Here is an 18345-nt window from a genome sequence, read left to right as displayed (position 1 = left end):
CCGAGGAAGACGTTCTCGCCGCCATCGACAGGCACGGTCTCACCGCCGCCAACGTCAACGGCGCCGGGCAGATCGTGGCCGGTGGCACGCTGGAGCAGCTGGAGGCCTTCAAAGCCGAGCCGCCCGCGCGGGCCCGGCTGATCCCGCTGTCGGTCGCCGGCGCCTTCCACACGGTGCACATGGCCCCGGCGGTGGACCACCTGCGCGAGGCCGCCGCGGACATCACGCCCGGCGACCCCGCCATAACGCTCCTGTCCAACGCGGACGGCGCGGTGGTCGAGAGCGGCGGCGAGTTTCTCACGCGCCTGGTCAACCAGGTCGCCAACCCGGTTCGCTGGGACGCCTGCATGTCCACCATGGCCGACCGCGGCGTCACCACCATGATCGAGTTAGCTCCCGGTGGCACGCTCACCGGCCTGGCGAAGCGTGCGCTGCGCGGGGTGACGACCGTCGCCCTCAAGACACCCGATGATCTGGACGCCGCACGAGAGGCTCTCAAATGAAGACCACACAGGGCTCACCCGGCGCGAAGATCCTTTCCTTCGGCCACTACCAGCCCTCCAACGTGGTCACCAACGACGAGCTGTCGGCGACCATCGAGACCAACGACGAGTGGATCCAGAGCCGGGTCGGCATTAAGGAGCGCCGGATCGCCCTGGAGGGCGAGTCCGAGATCGATCTCGCGGTGCAGGCGGGCGGCAAGGCCCTCGCCGCGAGCGGTCTCGCGGCCTCCGACATCGACCTGGTGATCGTCGCCACCTGCACGCTGGAGACGCAGATTCCCAACGCGGCGGGCCGGGTGGCCACCCGGCTGGGCATCGACGCCCCCGGCGCGTTCGACGTGAACACCGCCTGCTCCGGCTTCTGCTACGCGCTCGCGGTCGCCAACGACGCGATCCGCGCGGGCTCGGCCACCAACGTGCTGGTCGTGGGCACGGAGAAGCTCTCCCAGTGGATCGACTGGACCGACCGGGCCACCGCGGTGATCTTCGCCGACGGCGCGGGCGCCGCGGTCGTCGGCCCGTCCGACACCCCCGGCATCGGCCCGGTGGTGTGGGGCAGCGCCGGCGACAAGTCCACCGCGATCATGATCAAGGACCGCGACTCCTTCCTGCAGCAGGAAGGTCAGACCGTGTTCCGCTGGGCCACGACCGCGCTTCACCCGATCGCCAGGGAGATCTGCGAGCGTGCAGGCGTAGACCCCGCCGATCTCGCGGCTTTCGTACCCCATCAGGCCAACTTGCGCATCATCGAGGCGATTGCCCGTAAGATCGGCGCCGACAACGCGGTGATCGCCAAGGACATCGTCCTGGCGGGCAACACCTCCGCCGCCTCGATCCCCCTGGCACTGTCCCGGATGATCGAGCGCGGCGAGGTCCGGTCGGGCGGGCTCGCCCTGCTGCTGGGTTTCGGCGCCGGCCTGACCTATGCGGGCCAGGTCATCGAAATCCCCTAAAGCTTGTACGGCCCCGCCGTGCAAAACCAGAAAAATCCGCGCAAGACCATTAAAGATCGAATCCAAGGAGAACACGAGACATGGCCCTGACCGAGCAGGAGATCCTCGCCGGCGTCGGCAAGATCATCAACGAGATCACCGGTATCCCGGCGGACGAGGTCACCCCGGAGAAGAGCTTCGTGGACGACCTGGACATCGACTCGCTGTCCATGGTCGAGATCGCCGTCGCCGCCCAGGACGAGTTCGGCGTCGAGATCCCGGACGACAAGCTCAAGGACCTCAAGACCGTCAAGGACGTCATCGGCTTCATCCAGGGCTGAGAAGTCCGCGCACCTCCCAGCATTGACCCGCGATTCACAAGGAGCGTAGAACGTGAGTACAGACCAGGTACGTGTCGTCGTCACCGGGCTCGGCGCGACAACGCCTCTCGGTGGAGACGTCGCCTCATCCTGGTCGGCGCTCCTCGCCGGTCAGTCTGGGGTCCGCAATCTCACCGAGGACTGGGTCGACTCCGTCCCAGTGAAGTTCGCCGCTCGCGCCGCCGTGGACCCGACCGAGGTTCTGCCCCGGCCGGAGTCGCGGCGGCTTGACCGCACCGAGCAGTTCGCGCTGATCGCGGCGCGCGAGGCCTGGGCGCACGCCGCGATCGACAAGGTCGACTCCGAGCGCCTCGGCGTGGTCGTGGGCAGCGGAATCGGTGGCATCACCACCATCCTCGACGCCTACGACACCTTCAAGGAGAAGGGCTGGAAGCGGCTCTCTCCGTACACCGTGCCCATGCTGATGCCGAACGGGGCGGCGGGCTGGATCGGCATCGAGATCGGCGCCCGGGCCGGCGTGCACGCCACCGTGAGCGCCTGCGCCACCGGCGCCGAGTCGATCGGCTACGCCATCGAGATGATCCGTTCCGGCCGGGCCGACGTGGTCGTGGCCGGCGGCACCGAGGCTGCCATCCACCCGCTGAACATCGGCTCCTTCGCCGCCATGCGCGCCATGTCGACCCGCAACGACGAGCCGCAGCGCGCCTCGCGGCCGTGGGACAAGAACCGTGACGGGTTCGTCCTCGGCGAGGGCGCGGGCATCGTCGTACTGGAGTCCGAGGAGCACGCCCTGGCGCGCGGCGCCAAGATCTACGGAGTCGCCGCCGGCGTCGGCTACTCGGCCGACGCCCACCACATCGCCCAGCCGGAGCCGACCGGAGCCGGGGTCATGCTGGCCATGCGCCGCGTCCTGGAGAATTCCGGCCTCACCGGCCAGGACATCAAGCACGTGAACGCGCACGCCACCTCCACCCCCGCGGGTGACGTGGTGGAGACCAGGGCGATCAAGGAAGTCATCGGCGACCACCCGCTGGTCAGCGGCACCAAGTCGATGACCGGTCACCTGCTCGGTGGAGCCGGTGGCATCGAGTCGGTGTTCACCATCCTCGCGCTGCACGAGCGTATCGCCCCCGGAACGATCAACCTGGACGATCTCGACGACGGCATCGAGGTGGACATCGTGCGCGGTGCGCCGCGCAAACTGCCCGACGGACAGATCGCCGCGATCAACAACTCCTTCGGGTTCGGCGGACACGACGTCGCTGTGGCCTTCACCAGCGTCTGACAGGAGCTCGTGATGACTGTTCTCGAGAACAGGGTGGTGAGCGATGCCTCCGACCAGGAGGTCGCGGATCCTCGTGATCCTCAGGTGCGCCTCGCGGCCCTGCTGGACGAGGGTTCGGTCAGGCTGATCTCTCCTGCGGACCGCAGTGGCATCCTCTCCGCCATGGGCCGCGTCGAAGGCGTGCCGGTCGTGGCGTTTCTCAGCGACCCCCGCTTCCAGGGCGGCGCGATGGGCAGCGAAGGCTGCGAGCACATCGTGCACGCCTACGACGTCGCGGTCCGCGAGCGGGTTCCGATCATCGGGGTGTGGCACTCCGGCGGCGCCCGGCTCGCGGAGGGCGTCGAGTCGCTGCACGCGGTCGGCCGCGTCTTCGCCGCCATGACCCGTGCCTCCGGGGTGATCCCGCAGCTGTCCGTGGTGGTCGGCCCCGCGGCCGGCGGTGCCGCGTACGGCCCCGCCCTGACCGACATCGTGATCCTGGCGGACGAGGGCCGCATCTTCGTCACCGGCCCGGACGTGGTCCGCAGCGTCACCGGCGAGCAGATCGACATGGCCGCCCTCGGCGGCCCCGAGCCGCACAGCAAGCGCAGCGGCGTCGTCCACGTCGTCACCAAGACCGAGACCGACGCCTACGTCCAGGCACGGCGCCTGGCGGTTCTCCTCGGACATCAGGGCCGGGTCCGCACCGAGGTCGAAGAGGTCGACTTCTCCGGCCTGCTGCCGGAGAACGTGCGCCGCGCCTACGACGTGAAGCCGCTCGTCAACGGCCTGCTCGATGAGCCCGGCGTGGAGCTGCACGCCAAGTGGGCGCCCAACATCGTGACCACGCTGGGCCGCATCGGGGGCCGGACCGTGGGGGTGGTCGCCAACAACCCGATGCGCCTGGGCGGCTGCCTCGACTCCCTCTCCGCCGAGAAGGCCGCGCGGTTCGTCCGTATGTGCGATGCGCTCGGCGTGCCGCTGGTCGTCCTGGTGGACGTCCCCGGCTACCTGCCCGGCGTTGGCCAGGAGCACGACGGCGTGGTACGCCGCGGCGCCAAGCTCCTGCACGCCTTCGCCGAGGCCTCCGTGCCGCGGATCACCCTGGTGACCCGGAAGGCGTACGGTGGCGCCTACGTCGCCATGAACTCCCGCTCACTGGGCGCGACCAAGGTCTTCGGCTGGCCGACCACCCAGATCGCGGTCATGGGCGCGGTCGCGGCGGTCCGCATCCTCAAGCGCCGCGAACTCGCGGCGGCCTCCGACGAGGATCGGGCGGCCCTGGAGACCAAGCTCGCCGAGGAGCACGAGATCCTCGCCGGCGGGCTCGACCGGGCCATCGAGCTCGGCGTGGTGGACGAGGTCATCAAGCCCGAGGAGACCCGCGGCGCCATCGCCAGGATCCTGGCGACGGCGACCCCGGCGCGAGGCGCCCACGGCAACATCCCGCTCTGATCTGATCATCGCCTCGCGAGCCCCCACCGGTCCACACCGGTGGGGGCTCGCCTGGTTTCGGGCTCCGGACGCGCTGGAGCCGTCTCCAGGCTCCGAACGCGCCCTGGAACGTTCCAGGGCGGCGAGCAGCTCCGCCCGGCGAACCCCGGCCGGCACCGCTCGCCCGGCGCGGGACCAACGGCTCAGACGGCGGCGTGCAGCCAGCGGACCGGAGCGCCCTCCCCCGCGTAGCGGAACGACTCGAGCTCGGCATCCCACTGTTTGCCCAGCAGGCGGTCCAGCTCGTCCTCCAGCACCACACGGCCCTGCCTCGCCATCAACATGACGGAGCGCAATCGGTCCTCGGGCACCAGGATGTCACCCGTGGCCCCGATCACCGCCGTGAAGGCGCCAAGACTCGGGGTGTAGGCGTGCCGGGACCCGTCGGCACCCGGTGAGGCGTCTTCGGTGATCTCGAAGCGGATCCGCTGCCAGCCCATCAACGACGAGGTGATGGCAGCCGCGGTCCCTTCACGAGCTTCCCACTCCGCCTGTGCGCGCACGTGTCCCGGCGCGGCGGGTTGTGGAGTCCAGGTCAGGTCTACGGGCACGCCAAGGACACCTGCGACCGCCCATTCGATATGAGGGCACAGCGCAGGCTGAGCTGAGTGGACGTAAAGCACGCCACGAGCAGACACCGGACCTCCCGTTTCGTACGAGGTGCGCCTTCCCCAACGGCCTCGTCCCCGGATGATCACAAGTGACTGAAGGAGAGACTACCGTCGGTTGCGACGTCGCACCAGAGGGGGGTCATACCGAGATGTTGCAAGAACGGCACTTGACCGGTACATCCTCGGGAAGGAACAAGACCCAGCGAGCTGGTGATCGATCCCGGAGGACAGATGGACGCGGAAATCAAGCGGGTGGAGCCCGTGCCCGGAGCGCCGGCTCTGATCAGAAAGAACCAGTTGCTGATCGACGCCGCCGGCATGGAGGCCGTCGCCCGGTGGACCACCGCCGTGTCCGAGGCCGACGGGATCTTCCGCATACGGCTCTCGCCGGGTGTCGACGTCTGCGAGCTGGTGACGACACTCCGCGACCAGGGTTACCTCGCCTCCCCCAACCACGTCCTGATCGGCCAGCCGCTCTACTTCGGCGGTCCGGCGTCCCGCCCCTTTCCCGCGGCCCCCCTCGCGGCCCCCCGCACGGCGCCCGAGCCCGGCGAGAGCGGCGTGACGGTGGCCCTGGCCGACACCGGCCTGGCCGCGCACCCCTGGTGGCAGGAGCACCCCTGGTTCCTCGAACAGAGGCGCGAGGTGGCCGAGGTGCCCGATTCGGATGGCGACGGCGAGCTGGACGGCCAGGCCGGGCACGGCACCTTCATCGCCGGGCTGGTCCTGCGATCGGCTCCGGGGGCACGGGTGCGCCCGCTCCGGGTGCTGGACGGCCACGGCGTCGGGGACGAGGCGGGGCTATTGCGAGTCCTGGCCCGGATCAGAAGCGAGGTGCCCCAGGTGCTCAACCTCTCCTTCGGCGGGCACACCTTCGACGACCGACCCTCCCCGCTGGTGGAGGCGGCGCTGGCGGAGCTGCCCGGCACGGTCGTGGTGGCCTGCGCGGGCAACACGGCCTCCGACCGCCCCTTCTGGCCGGCGGCGTCGACCAAAGTGATCGCCGTCGGGGCGCTGGACGCGGCGGAGGAGGCCAGGGCGCCGTTCTCCGCGCACGGCCCGTGGGTCGACGCGTGCGCGCGAGGCGAGTGGCTGACCAGCACCTTCCTGAGGCACGGAGCCTTCCGGGGCTACGCGCGCTGGAGCGGGACCTCCTTCGCGACGGCCGTGGTGAGCGGGGCGATCGCCGCGGCGGCCAGGACCCGGTCGCCCGAAGATGCCGCGAAATGCGTCCTCGACCCCCTCGGCGCCCGCCAAATCCCCGATTTGGGGGTCGTGGTGCCCGCGCCAGGCTAAAGTCTCACCCAAAGTCTTCGCCCGAACACCCAGTGTGTTCTATGTGGTCTCGGAGGTGCCGGTGAGTGACCAGCACACGGTCGACGCCCCGCTGACAGGCGATCAGGTGGCCTGGGACGTGCTGGTCAGCCGGTTCACGGGTCCGCTGTGGTCGGCCGTCCGCGCTTACGGCCTGAGCCCGGCCGACGCCGCCGACGCGGTGCAGGGGACATGGCTGCGACTGGTCGAGAGCCTGCACACCATCCGCGACCCGGACCGGATCGGTCCCTGGTTGTTCACCACGGCCAAACGCGAGGCATTCCTCCTGAGCAGGCGCAACCGAGGCGAGCGGCTGATCGCCGACCCCGGAGACGCCGAGCATGCTCGCTTCGACCCGGCCGACGCCGGGCATGTCCACTCCGATCCGGCGCTCACCGTGCTGACCGCCGACGAGGGCCGCCGCCTGTGGCAGGCCGTCGAGGAGATGCACGAGCCGTGCCGGTCGCTGTTCCGGCTGATGGCCACGGCTCCCGACGCGGGCGTCCATCAGCTGGCCGGGCGCCTGGACATGCCCAGCGGCAGTTACGGTCCTACCCGGGGCCGCTGCCTGAACCGACTACGCACCATGCTCACCGCCCGGGAGGCGACACCGTGACACGACATCCCCCGACGATCGACGACGAGTCCCTGATAGCCGCACTGCGCCTGGCGTCCGGGCACGACCCGGTCCCCGCCCACGTGTCGGACGCCGCCCGCGCGGTCTTCGGCCTCCGGCTGCCCGGCGCCGCCACGGCCCGGCCCGTGGCCACGCCCGCCCCGAGCGGCGTCCGCTACTCCGAGGAGACCCGGCTGCTCAAGTTCACCGCCGCGGATCTGACGGTGGAGCTGGAGGTCACCTCCCTGGACGGTCTGGTCGCCCTGGCCGGCCAGGTGTCCCCCTGTCCCGAGGCGGGCACGCTGGTCGAGATCCGCACCCTGCACCTCACCCAGTCGCGCGAGCTCTCCCCAACGGGCCAGTTCGCCGTCACCGGGCTGCCTCCCGGCTGGTTCAGCGTGGTGTGCCACCGGCCCGAGCACGCCCCGGTGGCCACCAGCTGGACCCGGATCCGCCCGTAAACGGCCCCTGAGTGGCTCCCGACGACATGCTCGCGGCTGCCGAGCAGGCGGTGGGCCTCTCCGACAGCGACCCGGCGCAAGCCCGGGCACTCGCTCGCAACGTGCTCCGCTCCGTGTCTCCGACCGGCCCTCACCGTGAGGCCATGGCGGTGGCGCACCGGGCTCTGGCGGTGGCCGCACGCAATCTGGGCGACCTTCCGCTGGCCGAGGAGCACCTGCACCGGGCCGTGAGCGTCGCGGTCTCCGCGGATCTGCCTCACCGTGCCGCCCAGGCGCGGCTGTCGCTGGTCCACGTCCGCACGGAGCTCGGCCACCCCGAGCAGGCCCTGGCCCTCGCCGCGACCGCCGAACCCCATCTCACCTCCGTCGAGGTGGCCAAGCTCGACGTCCACCGGGCGGTGGCCCTGGGCAGGCTCGGCCGCCATCGCGAAGCCGTCGACCGCTGTGACCGCGCCGTGGGCCTTCTCGGAGAGGATGTCGGTTTCCTGGCAGGAGCGATGCTGAACCGAGGACTCGCCCGGGCCTTCCTCGGGGAGTTCGAGGCCGCGGAGGCAGACTTGGCACAATGCGCGGAGCTGGCAAGAGGAGCGGGCCTGGACCACCTGCTCACGCTCGCCGAGGGCAACCTGCCGTTCTTGGCGGCGCGGCGCGGCGACCTGCTCGCCGCGTTCACCGCCTACCGGCGCGCTGAGAGCAGCCTGTTCGGCTACCCGGAGCGGCTGGCCACGATGCGCTGCGACCTGGCCGAGGCGCTGATCGCCGCCCACCTGCCCGGCGAGGCGCGGGTGCTGCTCGACCTCGCGGTGCCCGAGCTGACCGCCGCGGGCGCGGAGGTGGCCCTGTCCGAGGCCCGCCTCCTGCTCGCCAAGGTCGAGCTGCGCACCGGCGACCCGTGCCGCGCCCGCGAGAGCGCGGAGCTGGCCGCGACCGGCCTGGCCGCCCAGGGCCGTACGCTCCTGGCACCGCTCGCCACCGAGATCCTTCTGCGGGCACGGCTCATGCTGGGACCGCCCTCCGGAGAGCTTCTCGCCGAGATGCTCACGTGCGCGGACGCCCTCGACGGCGCGGGACATCCGGACGCGTCCGCGGCGCTCCGGTTCACCGCCGCCGACGTCTCCCTCCAGCTGGGTGATCGACCGGCCGCGGACGACCAGCTCGGCCGTCTCGCCTCCTGCGGCCGGAGCGTGGTGACCCGCCAGGCGACGGCGCTGCGGCGGGCGCTGGCGGGAGATCGGCGCGGGGCGTTCGCGGCACTGCTGGCCGGACTGGCGGAGGTGGGCGCCGAGGCGAAGGTGTTCGAGAACCCGATGATGCGCGCTCAGGCCGTCAGGGACGGTGAACCGCTGGCCAGGCTCGGGCTGGCCCTCGCCCTGGAGACCGGGCGGGGCCGTACGCTCCTGGCCTGGACCGAGCGGTGGCGGGCGACCGTCGGGGGCACGGGGCAGCCGGTCGCACCCGACCTGAACGAACTGCGGGCCGCACTCGGCGACGGGGTCCTGGTGGAGTTCGTCCGCCACGGCGATGAGCTGGTCGCCGTCGCGGTCACCCCGGATCGCGTGATGCTGCGCCGTCTGGGTCCTTTCACGGCCGTCACCGAGGCCACCGTCCGCCTCCGGTACGGCCTGCGCAGGACGCACCTGCTCGACGGGAGGGTGCCCGAACCGGCCACGGAGGCCGTGGCGCTGGAGCGGCTGCTCTTCGGTCCGCTGCGCGGCCCTCTGCGAGAGCGGCGGGGCGGCCGGTCCGGTGAGCGGCCTGGGAGCCGGTGTGACGACCGGCCCGGCGACCCGCATGGGAGCGAGCATGATGAGCAGCCCGGCGACCCGCGTGGGAGCGGGCATGATGACCGGCCCGGCGACCCGCGTGGGAGCCGGCACGGAGGCCGGCCGGACAGCCGGGGTGGCGACCGGCTGGGCGACCGGCCGCTGGTGATCGTGCCGACGGAAACGCTGCACACCCTGCCCTGGCCCCTCCTGCCGATGAACGCCGACCGTCCGGTGACCGTGGCCGCCAGTGCCGCGACCTGGCTGGCCGGGTGCCGGACACGGTCCTTACCCAACCGGGGGATCATGGCGGTGGCAGGTCCCGGGCTGCGGTGCGCGGAGGCCGAGGCACGCATGGTCGGCAGGTGCCACCCGGGGACGGAGCGGGTGGTGGCGCGGCGCGCGGAGGTGACGGCGGCGCTGGACCGGGCCGACGTCGCGCACCTGGCCACCCACGGGATGTTCTCGCCCCGCAGCCCGCTGCTGTCCAGCATCCATCTCGACGACGGCCCGCTGATGACCTATGACCTGCTACAGCTGCGCACGCCGCCCCGGTTGGTGGTGCTGTCCGCGTGCGACGCGGGGATGGCGCACGCCCCCGCGGACGGGGCTCCGCTGGGGCTGGCGGGCACGTTCCTGTCGCTGGGATCGCAGTGCGTGGTGGCCAGCCTGGTGCCGGTGCGCGATGAGGAGACCCTGACCCTGATGACGGTCTTCCACGGGCTGCTGGCCGCCGGGCACCCTCCCGCCCAGGCACTGACCATGGCGAGCGGAAAGACCGGGGTGGCAGGTTTCGTCTGCTTCGGGTACGGAGGTCAGCCGGTGGCGACCGGCCGCGAGGGGTCGGCGACCCAGTTGGACCAGGATCCGACGTAGAGGGCGGCCGGGATGCCGGCCACCTCCAGAGCCAGCACCTGGTGGGCGGCCGTCACACCGGAGCCGCAGTAGGCGCCGACCTCCACGCCGGGGACGGCGCCGAGGGTGTTGAACCGTTCACGGAGGAAGTCGGGCAGGTGGAAGCGCCCTGACGGGTCGACGTTGTTGCCGGTGGGGGCGCTCACCGCGCCGGGGATGTGCCCGGCGACGGGGTCGATCGGCTCGACCTCGCCCCGGTATCGCTCGGCGGCCCGGGCATCCAGCAGCACCCCGTCGGCGGCGAGCTCCATGGCCTGCGCCGCGTCGAGCACGGGCATTCCGCCCGGGCGCGCGACGAGGTCACCGGGTGCCGCGATCTCCTCTCCCTTGGAGAGGGGCAGTCCCTGCGAGGTCCAGGCGCGCAGCCCGCCGTCGAGGACCCGGACGTCGGCGTGGCCGAAGTAGCGCAGGGTCCACCAGGCGCGGGCGGCGGCGCTGGAGTCGGCTCCGTCATAGACGACGACGGTCCGGGAGCCGGACACCCCGAGGCGGCGCGCCGCCTCCTGGAACGACTCGGCGGAGGGCAGGGGGTGGCGGCCTCGCGGTCCCGGCGGGGCGGCGAGATCGGCATCGAGGTCGCAGAAGACCGCGCCGGGGATGTGCTCCTCGCGGTAGGAGTCGATCCCGGGCGGCCCTCCGAGCTTCCATCGCACGTCGAGAACCGTCACCTCGGGCAGGTCGGCCAGTTCGGAAGGAGTGATCAGCGGGCTCATCTGGCACTTACCTCCAGTAAAGGGACGTACTGCTCGGCGGGGGTCAGCGCGCCGTGACAGCCGATGAACGACGACTCGATCGGTTCGGCGACCGAGGCGACGATGGCGCAGTCGGTGTAGGGCACGGCGAGGACGTCGCCGATCCTGGGCAGCCATTCGGGGCGGACCCGCGGCCCGAACCAGCCGGACTCGACCGCCTCCTCCCGGGAGACCACCCACGCCGTCCCGGCCAGGATGTCACGCCAGATGTCGAGAACGGCGTCGGCGGCGCCGGGAGCGGCGTAGACGTGCCTGACCCTGGTCTCGCCGCCGAGCAGCGCGACGCCCTCACGCAGCGCGGGGACGGCGTCCACGTCGACCCTCTCGGTGACGTTGACCATGCCGTGGTCGGCGGTGACGTACATCGCCGAGCCGGGCGGGAGCGTTTCGGCCAGCCGCTCGGCCATCAGATCGACCAGGGCGAGCTGGGCGAGCCAGGGCTCGGTGCCCCAGCCCTCCACGTGGCCCGTGGAGTCGAGGTCTCCGTAGTAGACCGACACGTGGGCGCGAGGTTCGGCCAGCGCGCGGCGGACCCCCTCGATCCGCTCGTCGACCGTGTCGGCGCCGACGAAGCCCACGCCGCGGTAGACGGCCCGGTTGAACCCGCTGGTCTCGAACTTGGCCGGACCGACGTAGCTGATGGGGATCCCGGCCGCCGTGGCGCGTTCGTAGACGGTCGGGGCGGGCTGCCACAGGTCAGGATCGACCGGCGGGCCCGGGGCGGTCCAGCGCAGGCAGTTGAGCAGGTAACCGGCGCCGGGCACCGCGAGCTGATAGCCGAGCATGCCGTGCTCTCCGGGGGGCACGCCGGTGCCGAGCGAACCCAGGCTGGTCACGGTGGTGGCCGGGAAGCCCGCGGTGAGCACCCTGCCCGGCTGCGCGGACAGGAACGGCGCCGTCCGCGGGTGGGCACGGAGCAGCTCGGCGCCCATGCCGTCGACGAGGAACAGCACGACCCGCTCGGCCGGGGCCAGGCCCAGGGGGTTGTCCCCCTCCATCCCGACCGCGGCGAGCAACGAGGAGGACAGGTCCGCGAGCGACGACGCGCCGTACGCGGGGATCAGGGGCTTCACGACGCGGCGCGGGCGGTGGCCTCCGACAGTGCCTTGGCGAAGGCCAGCACGTGGGAGACCGCCTCCGGTCCGTCGGCCGCCTCGCTCACCCGCAAGGAGAGATCGTCGGCGGTGATGGCGCCGGTGTATCCGTGGTCGGCCTCGCAGTTCTCGTCGCCGCAGGTGGCCGGTTCCAGGTCGACGTGGGAGATGGCTCCCCAGCCGATGGTGAGCGTGACCTCCGTGGGCGGCACGCCCGGCACGTAGGAGGCCGGGTCGGGAACGACCCGGGTGACCGCGACCGACTGGATCCGGCTGAGGCGTACGGCCTCGGTGGTCGTGGACGCGTGGGACGCCGACACTCCCTCCACGGGCGGGTGCTCGTCGGTGTGGCAGACGAGCAGCCTGGTGGGCGAGAGCACCAGCACGGTGACGTGCCTGCGAACTTCCATGGCCGGGTCGAAGGTGGCTTCGTGGTGCACCACGTAGGCGCCCACCTGCTCCTTGCCCAACGCGGATTCGACGGCGTCGGCGACCAGGTCTGGATAGTAGCCACTGCGGTCGATGGCGTCACGCAGGCCGGCGGCCGAGAGTCGGGTTTCCCTCATGGGTCCATCCTGCCCTGTCCGGAGCAGCGCTTTCGCCTGGAGTGCGTGAGGTTTCGCTACCGGGGCAAATCGTGACCCTGTCCGGGTACGGCTCTATTGCGCCCCATAAGCAGTTACCCAAGCGGCCGGCGCTTAATGACATACCCGCTCGACGACGCGCCTTTTGATTCGGACCAGTTTGCCTCGGCCTTTTTGAGGCTACCGACAGTAGTGGCGGCGGCACGTCCGGCGCACCTGGACGGCCGAGGCGAGCCGCGCACCAGCGCGTATTCGGCGGGTGTCTCCCCTGAACGGGGATGCTCTCCGCCGCTCCAGAAATAGAAGTGGTGAAAAAATAGCGAAATCGGGGGATGAGTAATTATGACTCGTGGACGTCTGCGTTCGCACAGACGGCCCAAGAGGGCACGGCGCATCGGCTTCACGCTCGTCATGGCAACTTTCACGGCGACCGTCGCGGGCGTCGCCCTCGTGGCCTCGATCCCGTCCGCCTCCGCGAAGGAGCTTTACTCGGAGCTTTACGCGGAGGGGTTCCACGGCACGTCGACCTCGGCCGATCTCTGGAACGCGAGCAGCCCGGGAGGCGGCCACGCGCCGTGCCTCACCGCCGCCACCGCTCCGACACCGCCCGGCTCGCTCCCGGCGTGCGCCGAGGGTCCGTACGACCGCGCGGGGAAGGGCGCCCTCCGGCTCACCGACGACACCGGGCAGGAGACCGGATCTCTCCTGCTCGCGAGACCGATTCCGACAGACCGCGGCCTGACGGTCGAGTTCGACATGTACATGTGGGGCGGGACGAAATACACCGACAGCAACGGCTCCCGGGCCGGTGACGGCATCTCGTTCTACGTCGTGGACGCCGACCGGAGCCAGACCGCGGCCGGCGAGCCCGGCGGCGCGCTCGGTTACAAGGGCCTGGCCGGCGCGTTCGCCGGCGTCGGCTTCGACCAGTTCGGCAATTTCTCCAACCCGCGCTGGGCGGGCGTCGGCGGCCCCAGGGGCTGCCCGGCGGGAGGGGGCAACGCCTGCGCCAGACCCAACAGCGTCGTGGTCCGCGGCTCGGAGTCCGCGGGCTACGCCTACGCGTCCGGCAGACGGCTCAACCACCCGCTGGACACGCCGGAGGCGGATACCCGCAAATACGCCAGGCGGCACGTCCTGGTCGGCATAGGCGCCGACAGCCGCATGGACGTGCTCATCCGCCACCAGGACGACGGGCCGTACGAGACCGTGGTCTCGAAACTCGACCTCGCCAGGCTGCCGGGCCAGAGCGCGCTGCCGGACGAGGTCAGGATCGGATTCGCCTCCTCCACCGGCTACGCGACCTCCGTCCACGAGATCTCCAACGTGGAGATCCGTACCCGCGACGCCGATCTGGTCCTGCGGACCGGATATGACGGCCCGTTCGAAGCGGGCGGCACCGCCACGTCCTTCCTCGACGCGGGCGCCGGTCCCGGCTTCGGCTGGATCGACCACCCGACCGAGGTCGCCTACCACCTCCCGGCGGGCCTGACCCCCACGGCTGCCTCGGGCGACGGCTGGACATGCGACACCTCGGGCCAATGGGTCGTCTGTGACACCGCCGGGGAGGCCGCTCCCGGCACCTCGCTGCCGCGAATCACCGTTCTCATGAACGTGGCGGCAGACGCCTCGGGCACGCTGACCGCCTCGGGCAGGGCCGTTCAGATCACTCCGTATCCCGACGCCGAGATCGATCCCCTGAACAACACCGTCGCCGGCACGGTCCAGGTCGCGCCCGCGGGCCCGCCCGCGACCTGGAGGACCGCCACCTCACCTCTCGGCCGAGACGGCACGGATCTCCCGGCCGGGACGCGAACCGCTTAGCCGAGACGGCAAGGACCGCCCGGCCGAGACGGCACGAACCGCTTGGCCGGGCGGGCCGTCCGGCCGAGGCGGCACGAACCGCTTGACCGGGCGGACCGTCCGGCTGGAGGTAGCGCGAACCCCTGGCCGGGCGGACCGTCCGGCTGAGGCAGCTTGAACCGCTTGGCCGGGGCTGCGGGGACCGTTCAGCCGAGGCGGCGGGGGCCGTCGTCGGGCCGTGGCCCCCGCGGACTGCTCAGTACGGCACGCGCTCCCAGCACGATCACCTCGGACTCCCCCACCAGCACCGGGTCGAGGTCGATCCTCACCACCTCGGGAAGATCCTCCGCCAGCTGCCCGAGGCGGATCAGCAGGTCCTCCAGCGCCTCGACCGCGACCGGCGGGTAACCGTACTCACCGAAGAGCAGGGGGGCGGCTCGCGGCGACCTCACCAGGGCCGCGGCATCCTCCCTGGTCAGCGGGGCGAGGCGGTACGCCTCGTCGCGCAGCAGTCGCGCGGTGATCTCGCCCAGCCCGAAGGACACCACCGCGCCGAACCCGGAGTCCTCCAGAACCCTGGCCACGGTCGGCACCGCGGGCTGCGGGACCATCCGCTGCACCGCGAGCACGGCGTCGGGCCCGAGCTGCCGCGTCAGGTCGGCGAAGGCGTCACGCACCCCGTCCGCGCCCGAGAGCCCCAGGCGCACGGTCCCGGCACGCTTGGCCGCCTCGGGATCGGCGGCCTTCAACACCACGGGCCAGCCCAGTCTCCCCGCCGCCGCGACGGCCTCCTCCGGTGATTCCACCACCTCGGCGGGCCACACCGTCAGCCCGTAGCAGGCGAGCAGTTCGGAGGCGTCGATCTCCGACGGGGTCTCACCCAGCTCCGCCAGCACCAGCCGCCGTGCCGCCTCGGTGTCGACGCCCTCGATCTCCTCGGGCGCTCCCGCGGGCCGCTCCAGCCAGCGGGCGTGCCGTACGACATGGGCCAGCGCCCGGACAGCCTCCTCCGGGGCCGCGTAGGAGGGGATCGACCCCTTCTCGGGGGCGGTGCCGACCCGCAGCTCCCGCGGCATGCCGATCTTTCCCTCGAACGTGGCCAGCACCGGCTTGCCACACTCGAGGGAGACCCGCAGCAGCTCGGCGGCGACCTCGTCGGCATGGGCGGGGATGGGCGGCATGTAGATCGCGACCACCGCGTCGACGTCCGGGATCAGGGAGGACAGTGCCGTACCGAACTCCGCGGCTCCCGCCCCCGCGCCGAGGTTGACCGGCGGCTCGGGCTCCAGGCCCGCGCTCACGCAGGCGTCCACCGCGAGCAGCGCCAGCGCGTCGGAGTTGCTCACCAGACCGACCCTGGGCCCGGCCGGCAGTGGCTGGTAGGCCAGGAGCTGGGCCACGTCGAACTGCTGGATCAGATCGTCGACCCTGATCACCCCGGCCTGCTCGAACAGCGAGCTGAGCACGGTGTCCGGCAGGCGCAGCACGGGCGCGGCGTGGCCGGTGGGCACGCCCTGGGTGGTGCCGCCGCTCTTGACGACCACGATCGGCTTGTGCCGCGAGATCCGCCGCGCGAGGCGGGCGAACTTGCGGGGGTTTCCCAGCGACTCCAGGTAGAGCAGGATCACATCGGTCTGCGGATCCTCCTCCCAGTACTGGAGCAGGTCGTTGCCCGAGACGTCGGCACGGTTGCCCGCCGACACGAACGAGGAGATGCCCATGCCCCGCTGGGCCACCCGCTGCAGCAGCGCGGTGCCCAGCGCGCCCGACTGGCTGAAGAAGCCCACCCGCCCGCGCCCGGGGATGGTCGCGGCGAGCGTGGCGTTCAGCCGCACCGCCGGGTCGGTGTTGGCGATGCCCAGGCAGTTGGGGCCGACGACGCGCAGTCCGTACGCGCGGGCGATGCGGACCAGCTCGTCCTGCCTGGCCCGCCCCTCGGGGCCCGTCTCTCCGAAGCCCGAGGAGACCACGATCAGCCCGCGCACCCCCTTCTCCGCGCACTCCTTCACCACTTCGATCACCCCGTCGGCGGGTACGGCGAGCACGGCGAGGTCCACCTCCCCGTCGATAGCCGTCACGCTCGGATAGGCCCGCACCCCCGCGACGGCCCGTGCCTCGCGGTGCACGGGATAGACGGGACCGGCGAAGTCGGCGCTCAGCAGGTTGCGCAGCACGGTCTGGCCGACGCCGCCCGGCTCCCGGCCCGCCCCGATGACCGCCACCGACCCGGGGGAGAGCAACCGCTCGATCGAGCGGGACTCGGCCCGGTGCTCGCGGGAGGCGGTCACCTCCTGGGCGGTGTCGGTCGGGGCGAGGTCGAGGGTCATCCGGACCACCCCGTCGGCGAAGCGGCTCTGCGCGGTGTAGCCGACCTGCTTGAGTACGGCCATCATCTTCTGGTTGGCGGGCAGCACGTCGGCGACGAACCGGGAGATCCCCTGTTCCCTGGCGGTCGCGGCCAGATGTTCCAGCAGCACCGAGGCGACCCCCCGGCCCTGGTGCGCGTCCTCGACGAGGAAGGCCACCTCCGCCTCTCCCGGCTCGATCCGGTCGTAGCGGATCACCGCCACCATCTCCGTGCCGATCGTCGCAATGAGCGCGACCCGGTCCACGTAGTCGACGTTGGTGAACCAGGTGATCTCCCGGTCCGAGAGACGCGGCCTCGGACCGAAGAAACGGAAGTAGATCGACTCGTCGGACAGCCGGGAGTAGAAGGAACGCAACCGGTCGGCGTCGGCGGGCCGAATCGGGCGTACATGGGCGGTACCGCCGTCCGAAAGGACAACGTCCGCCTCCCAGTGAGCGGGATACTGAGAAGCCTCCACAGACCCGAGAGTAGACGCGAATCCCATATGACTGATCAGCCGGGCAGGTTCACGCAACGCTTGTGCATCGACTATGGCCCGGTGTCCGATCCTGACCCCATACGCTTGCCGGAAGCTGTTAAGTTTTTCGCGGCTAGAGGCACGTCAGCATCGAAGGCAGCAAGGTGGTGACATCATGACGCGGGTGGTCGTGGTGGGCGATCTCATGACCGACGCGGTCGCGCGGGCTCGCTACCCGCTGGCCAGAGCCAGCGACACACCGGCGATCGTCACCATGCACGGCGGTGGTTCGGGGGCCAACATCGCCTCCTGGCTTGCCGTCGAGGGCACTGAAGTGGCTTTCATCGGGCGTCGCGGCGCCGATATCACCGGGCGTAACCGCGACATGGAGCTGATGGGTTACGGCGTCGACGCCCGTCTTGTCATGGATCCTGAGCGGCCGACCGGCACCTGCGTGGTGCTCGTCACCCACAAGGGCGAGCGCACCATGCTGTCCGATCCGGGCGCGAACGCGGCGCTCTCCCCCGAGGACCTGCCCCGCGACCTGTTCTCCCACGCGGGCCACCTGCACCTGTCGGGCTACACCTTGATCAACGAGGGCTCTCGCGACGCCGGTCTCGCCGCCCTGGAGATGGCCCGCCGCGCGGGAATGTCCGTCTCGGTCGACTGCTCCTCCTCCGCTCCCCTGGAGCGCACCGGGGCCGAGCCCTTCCTGGAATGGACCCAGAACGCCAAGCTGTTGTTCGCCAACGCCGACCAGGCCAAGGTCCTGACCGGCCGTGACGACCCGGCCGCCGCCGCGAAGGTGCTCACCGCCTGGTTCCCCCAGGTCGTCATCAAGCTCAACGACGAGGGTGCGCTGTGGTACACCAGCAATCGCCCCGAGCCGATCAAGGTTCCTGCCAAGACCGTTGAGCGTGTGGTCGACGGCACCGGTGCCGGCGACGCCTTCACCGCGGGCTTCCTGCCCCCCTGGCTCGACGGCAAGCCCCCGGCGGAAGCCCTCGCCAACGGCTGCCACCTGGCCTCCAGGGCCATCTCCCACCTGGGCGCCCGCCCCCGCCTCTGAGTCG

16 protein-coding genes are annotated in these 18345 nt (G+C 71.4%); 11 read left to right on the top strand and 5 right to left on the bottom strand.

Annotation, left to right across the window (positions count from 1 at the left end; all coding sequences use genetic code 11):
- The 5 genes from CHC08_RS14490 to CHC08_RS14470 form a co-directional block, all read left to right on the top strand.
- Window positions 1-503, top strand: a 503-nt coding sequence (locus CHC08_RS14490) for an ACP S-malonyltransferase (RefSeq protein ID WP_143653218.1), incomplete at its 5' end; no start/stop codon positions are given.
- The gene (locus CHC08_RS14485) at window positions 500-1456 is read left to right on the top strand and encodes a beta-ketoacyl-ACP synthase III (protein ID WP_089207772.1); all 957 of its coding nucleotides are present in this window, start codon (window positions 500-502) and stop codon (window positions 1454-1456) included. The genes CHC08_RS14490 and CHC08_RS14485, both read left to right, overlap by 4 nt.
- Window positions 1457-1536: 80 nt before the next feature.
- Entirely contained in the window at window positions 1537-1776 is a 240-nt protein-coding gene (locus CHC08_RS14480) for an acyl carrier protein (protein ID WP_089207771.1), read from the top strand.
- Window positions 1777-1828: 52 nt separating this feature from the next.
- The gene (fabF, locus tag CHC08_RS14475) at window positions 1829-3061 is read left to right on the top strand and encodes a beta-ketoacyl-ACP synthase II (RefSeq protein WP_089207770.1); all 1233 of its coding nucleotides are present in this window, start codon (window positions 1829-1831) and stop codon (window positions 3059-3061) included.
- A gap of 12 nt (window positions 3062-3073) precedes the next feature.
- Window positions 3074-4495, top strand: coding sequence for an acyl-CoA carboxylase subunit beta (locus CHC08_RS14470; RefSeq protein ID WP_089207769.1), 1422 nt, complete (start codon window positions 3074-3076; stop codon window positions 4493-4495).
- 182 nt (window positions 4496-4677) lie between these two features.
- On the opposite strand, the gene CHC08_RS14465 is transcribed toward CHC08_RS14470, so the two are convergent.
- Window positions 4678-5172 (bottom strand): DUF3145 domain-containing protein, encoded by a 495-nt coding sequence (locus CHC08_RS14465; RefSeq protein WP_089207768.1) that lies wholly within the window; start codon window positions 5170-5172, stop codon window positions 4678-4680.
- Window positions 5173-5376: 204 nt separating this feature from the next.
- On the opposite strand from CHC08_RS14465, the gene CHC08_RS14460 reads away from it, so the two are divergent.
- From CHC08_RS14460 to CHC08_RS14445, 4 genes are all read left to right on the top strand, one after another.
- Window positions 5377-6441 carry a S8 family peptidase gene (locus CHC08_RS14460; RefSeq protein WP_089207796.1) on the top strand — a complete coding sequence of 355 codons (1065 nt, stop codon included), beginning with the start codon at window positions 5377-5379 and terminating at the stop codon, window positions 6439-6441.
- 61 nt (window positions 6442-6502) lie between these two features.
- A complete protein-coding gene (locus tag CHC08_RS14455) occupies window positions 6503-7075 on the top strand; it encodes an RNA polymerase sigma factor (RefSeq protein WP_089207795.1) in 573 nt (190 codons plus the stop codon).
- Window positions 7072-7536: a hypothetical protein gene (locus tag CHC08_RS14450; protein WP_089207767.1), complete on the top strand. Its 465-nt coding sequence runs from the start codon at window positions 7072-7074 to the stop codon at window positions 7534-7536. The genes CHC08_RS14455 and CHC08_RS14450 overlap by 4 nt, the downstream gene beginning before the upstream one ends.
- Window positions 7537-7547: 11 nt before the next feature.
- Complete coding sequence (locus CHC08_RS14445) at window positions 7548-10175, top strand: CHAT domain-containing protein (protein WP_089207766.1); 2628 nt, start codon at window positions 7548-7550, stop codon at window positions 10173-10175.
- On the opposite strand, the gene CHC08_RS14440 is transcribed toward CHC08_RS14445, so the two are convergent.
- The 3 genes from CHC08_RS14440 to CHC08_RS14430 are packed head-to-tail and all read right to left on the bottom strand — an operon-like array spanning window position 10115 to window position 12626.
- The gene (locus CHC08_RS14440) at window positions 10115-10927 is read right to left on the bottom strand and encodes a sulfurtransferase (protein ID WP_089207765.1); all 813 of its coding nucleotides are present in this window, start codon (window positions 10925-10927) and stop codon (window positions 10115-10117) included. The two genes, CHC08_RS14445 and CHC08_RS14440, sit on opposite strands and share 61 nt — an antisense overlap.
- Entirely contained in the window at window positions 10924-12039 is a 1116-nt protein-coding gene (locus CHC08_RS14435; protein WP_089207764.1) for an alkaline phosphatase family protein, read from the bottom strand. The genes CHC08_RS14440 and CHC08_RS14435 overlap by 4 nt, the downstream gene beginning before the upstream one ends.
- Complete coding sequence (locus tag CHC08_RS14430; RefSeq protein ID WP_089207763.1) at window positions 12036-12626, bottom strand: DUF5998 family protein; 591 nt, start codon at window positions 12624-12626, stop codon at window positions 12036-12038. Before CHC08_RS14430 ends, CHC08_RS14435 begins: the two co-directional genes overlap by 4 nt.
- A 429-nt stretch (window positions 12627-13055) precedes the next feature.
- Between CHC08_RS14430 and CHC08_RS14425 the strand changes: the two genes are divergently transcribed.
- Entirely contained in the window at window positions 13056-14468 is a 1413-nt protein-coding gene (locus CHC08_RS14425; RefSeq protein WP_143653217.1) for an L-type lectin family protein, read from the top strand.
- Window positions 14469-14653: 185 nt separating this feature from the next.
- Here the strand turns inward: CHC08_RS14425 and CHC08_RS14420 are convergent, their stop codons facing one another.
- Complete coding sequence (locus CHC08_RS14420; protein WP_089207761.1) at window positions 14654-17299, bottom strand: bifunctional acetate--CoA ligase family protein/GNAT family N-acetyltransferase; 2646 nt, start codon at window positions 17297-17299, stop codon at window positions 14654-14656.
- A 148-nt stretch (window positions 17300-17447) separates the two neighbouring features.
- Here CHC08_RS14420 and CHC08_RS14415 point away from each other — a divergent pair, with 148 nt between their 5' ends.
- Window positions 17448-18341, top strand: a complete 894-nt coding sequence (locus tag CHC08_RS14415; RefSeq protein WP_089207760.1) for a carbohydrate kinase family protein — start codon at window positions 17448-17450, stop codon at window positions 18339-18341.
- The last annotated feature ends 4 nt before the right edge of the window (window positions 18342-18345 follow it).

The organism is Streptosporangium subroseum (assembly GCF_900188345.1).
Classification (GTDB): Bacteria; Actinomycetota; Actinomycetes; order Streptosporangiales; family Streptosporangiaceae; genus Streptosporangium; species Streptosporangium subroseum.
The sequence above is the reverse complement of the archived record's forward strand: the minus strand, read 5'-3'. Positions and strand labels throughout refer to the sequence as shown.

Bases quoted from the DNA above. Each gene is read 5' to 3' on its own strand.
- CHC08_RS14485 (WP_089207772.1), top strand. From the start codon at position 500: ATGAAGACCACACAGGGCTCACCCGGCGCGAAGATCCTTTCCTTCGGC.
- CHC08_RS14480 (WP_089207771.1), top strand. From the start codon at position 1,537: ATGGCCCTGACCGAGCAGGAGATCCTCGCCGGCGTCGGCAAGATCATC.
- CHC08_RS14470 (WP_089207769.1), top strand. From the start codon at position 3,074: ATGACTGTTCTCGAGAACAGGGTGGTGAGCGATGCCTCCGACCAGGAG.
- CHC08_RS14460 (WP_089207796.1), top strand. From the start codon at position 5,377: ATGGACGCGGAAATCAAGCGGGTGGAGCCCGTGCCCGGAGCGCCGGCT.
- CHC08_RS14440 (WP_089207765.1), bottom strand. From the start codon at position 10,927: ATGAGCCCGCTGATCACTCCTTCCGAACTGGCCGACCTGCCCGAGGTG.
- CHC08_RS14430 (WP_089207763.1), bottom strand. From the start codon at position 12,626: ATGAGGGAAACCCGACTCTCGGCCGCCGGCCTGCGTGACGCCATCGAC.
- CHC08_RS14425 (WP_143653217.1), top strand. From the start codon at position 13,056: ATGGCAACTTTCACGGCGACCGTCGCGGGCGTCGCCCTCGTGGCCTCG.
- CHC08_RS14420 (WP_089207761.1), bottom strand. From the start codon at position 17,299: ATGGGATTCGCGTCTACTCTCGGGTCTGTGGAGGCTTCTCAGTATCCC.
- CHC08_RS14415 (WP_089207760.1), top strand. From the start codon at position 17,448: ATGACGCGGGTGGTCGTGGTGGGCGATCTCATGACCGACGCGGTCGCG.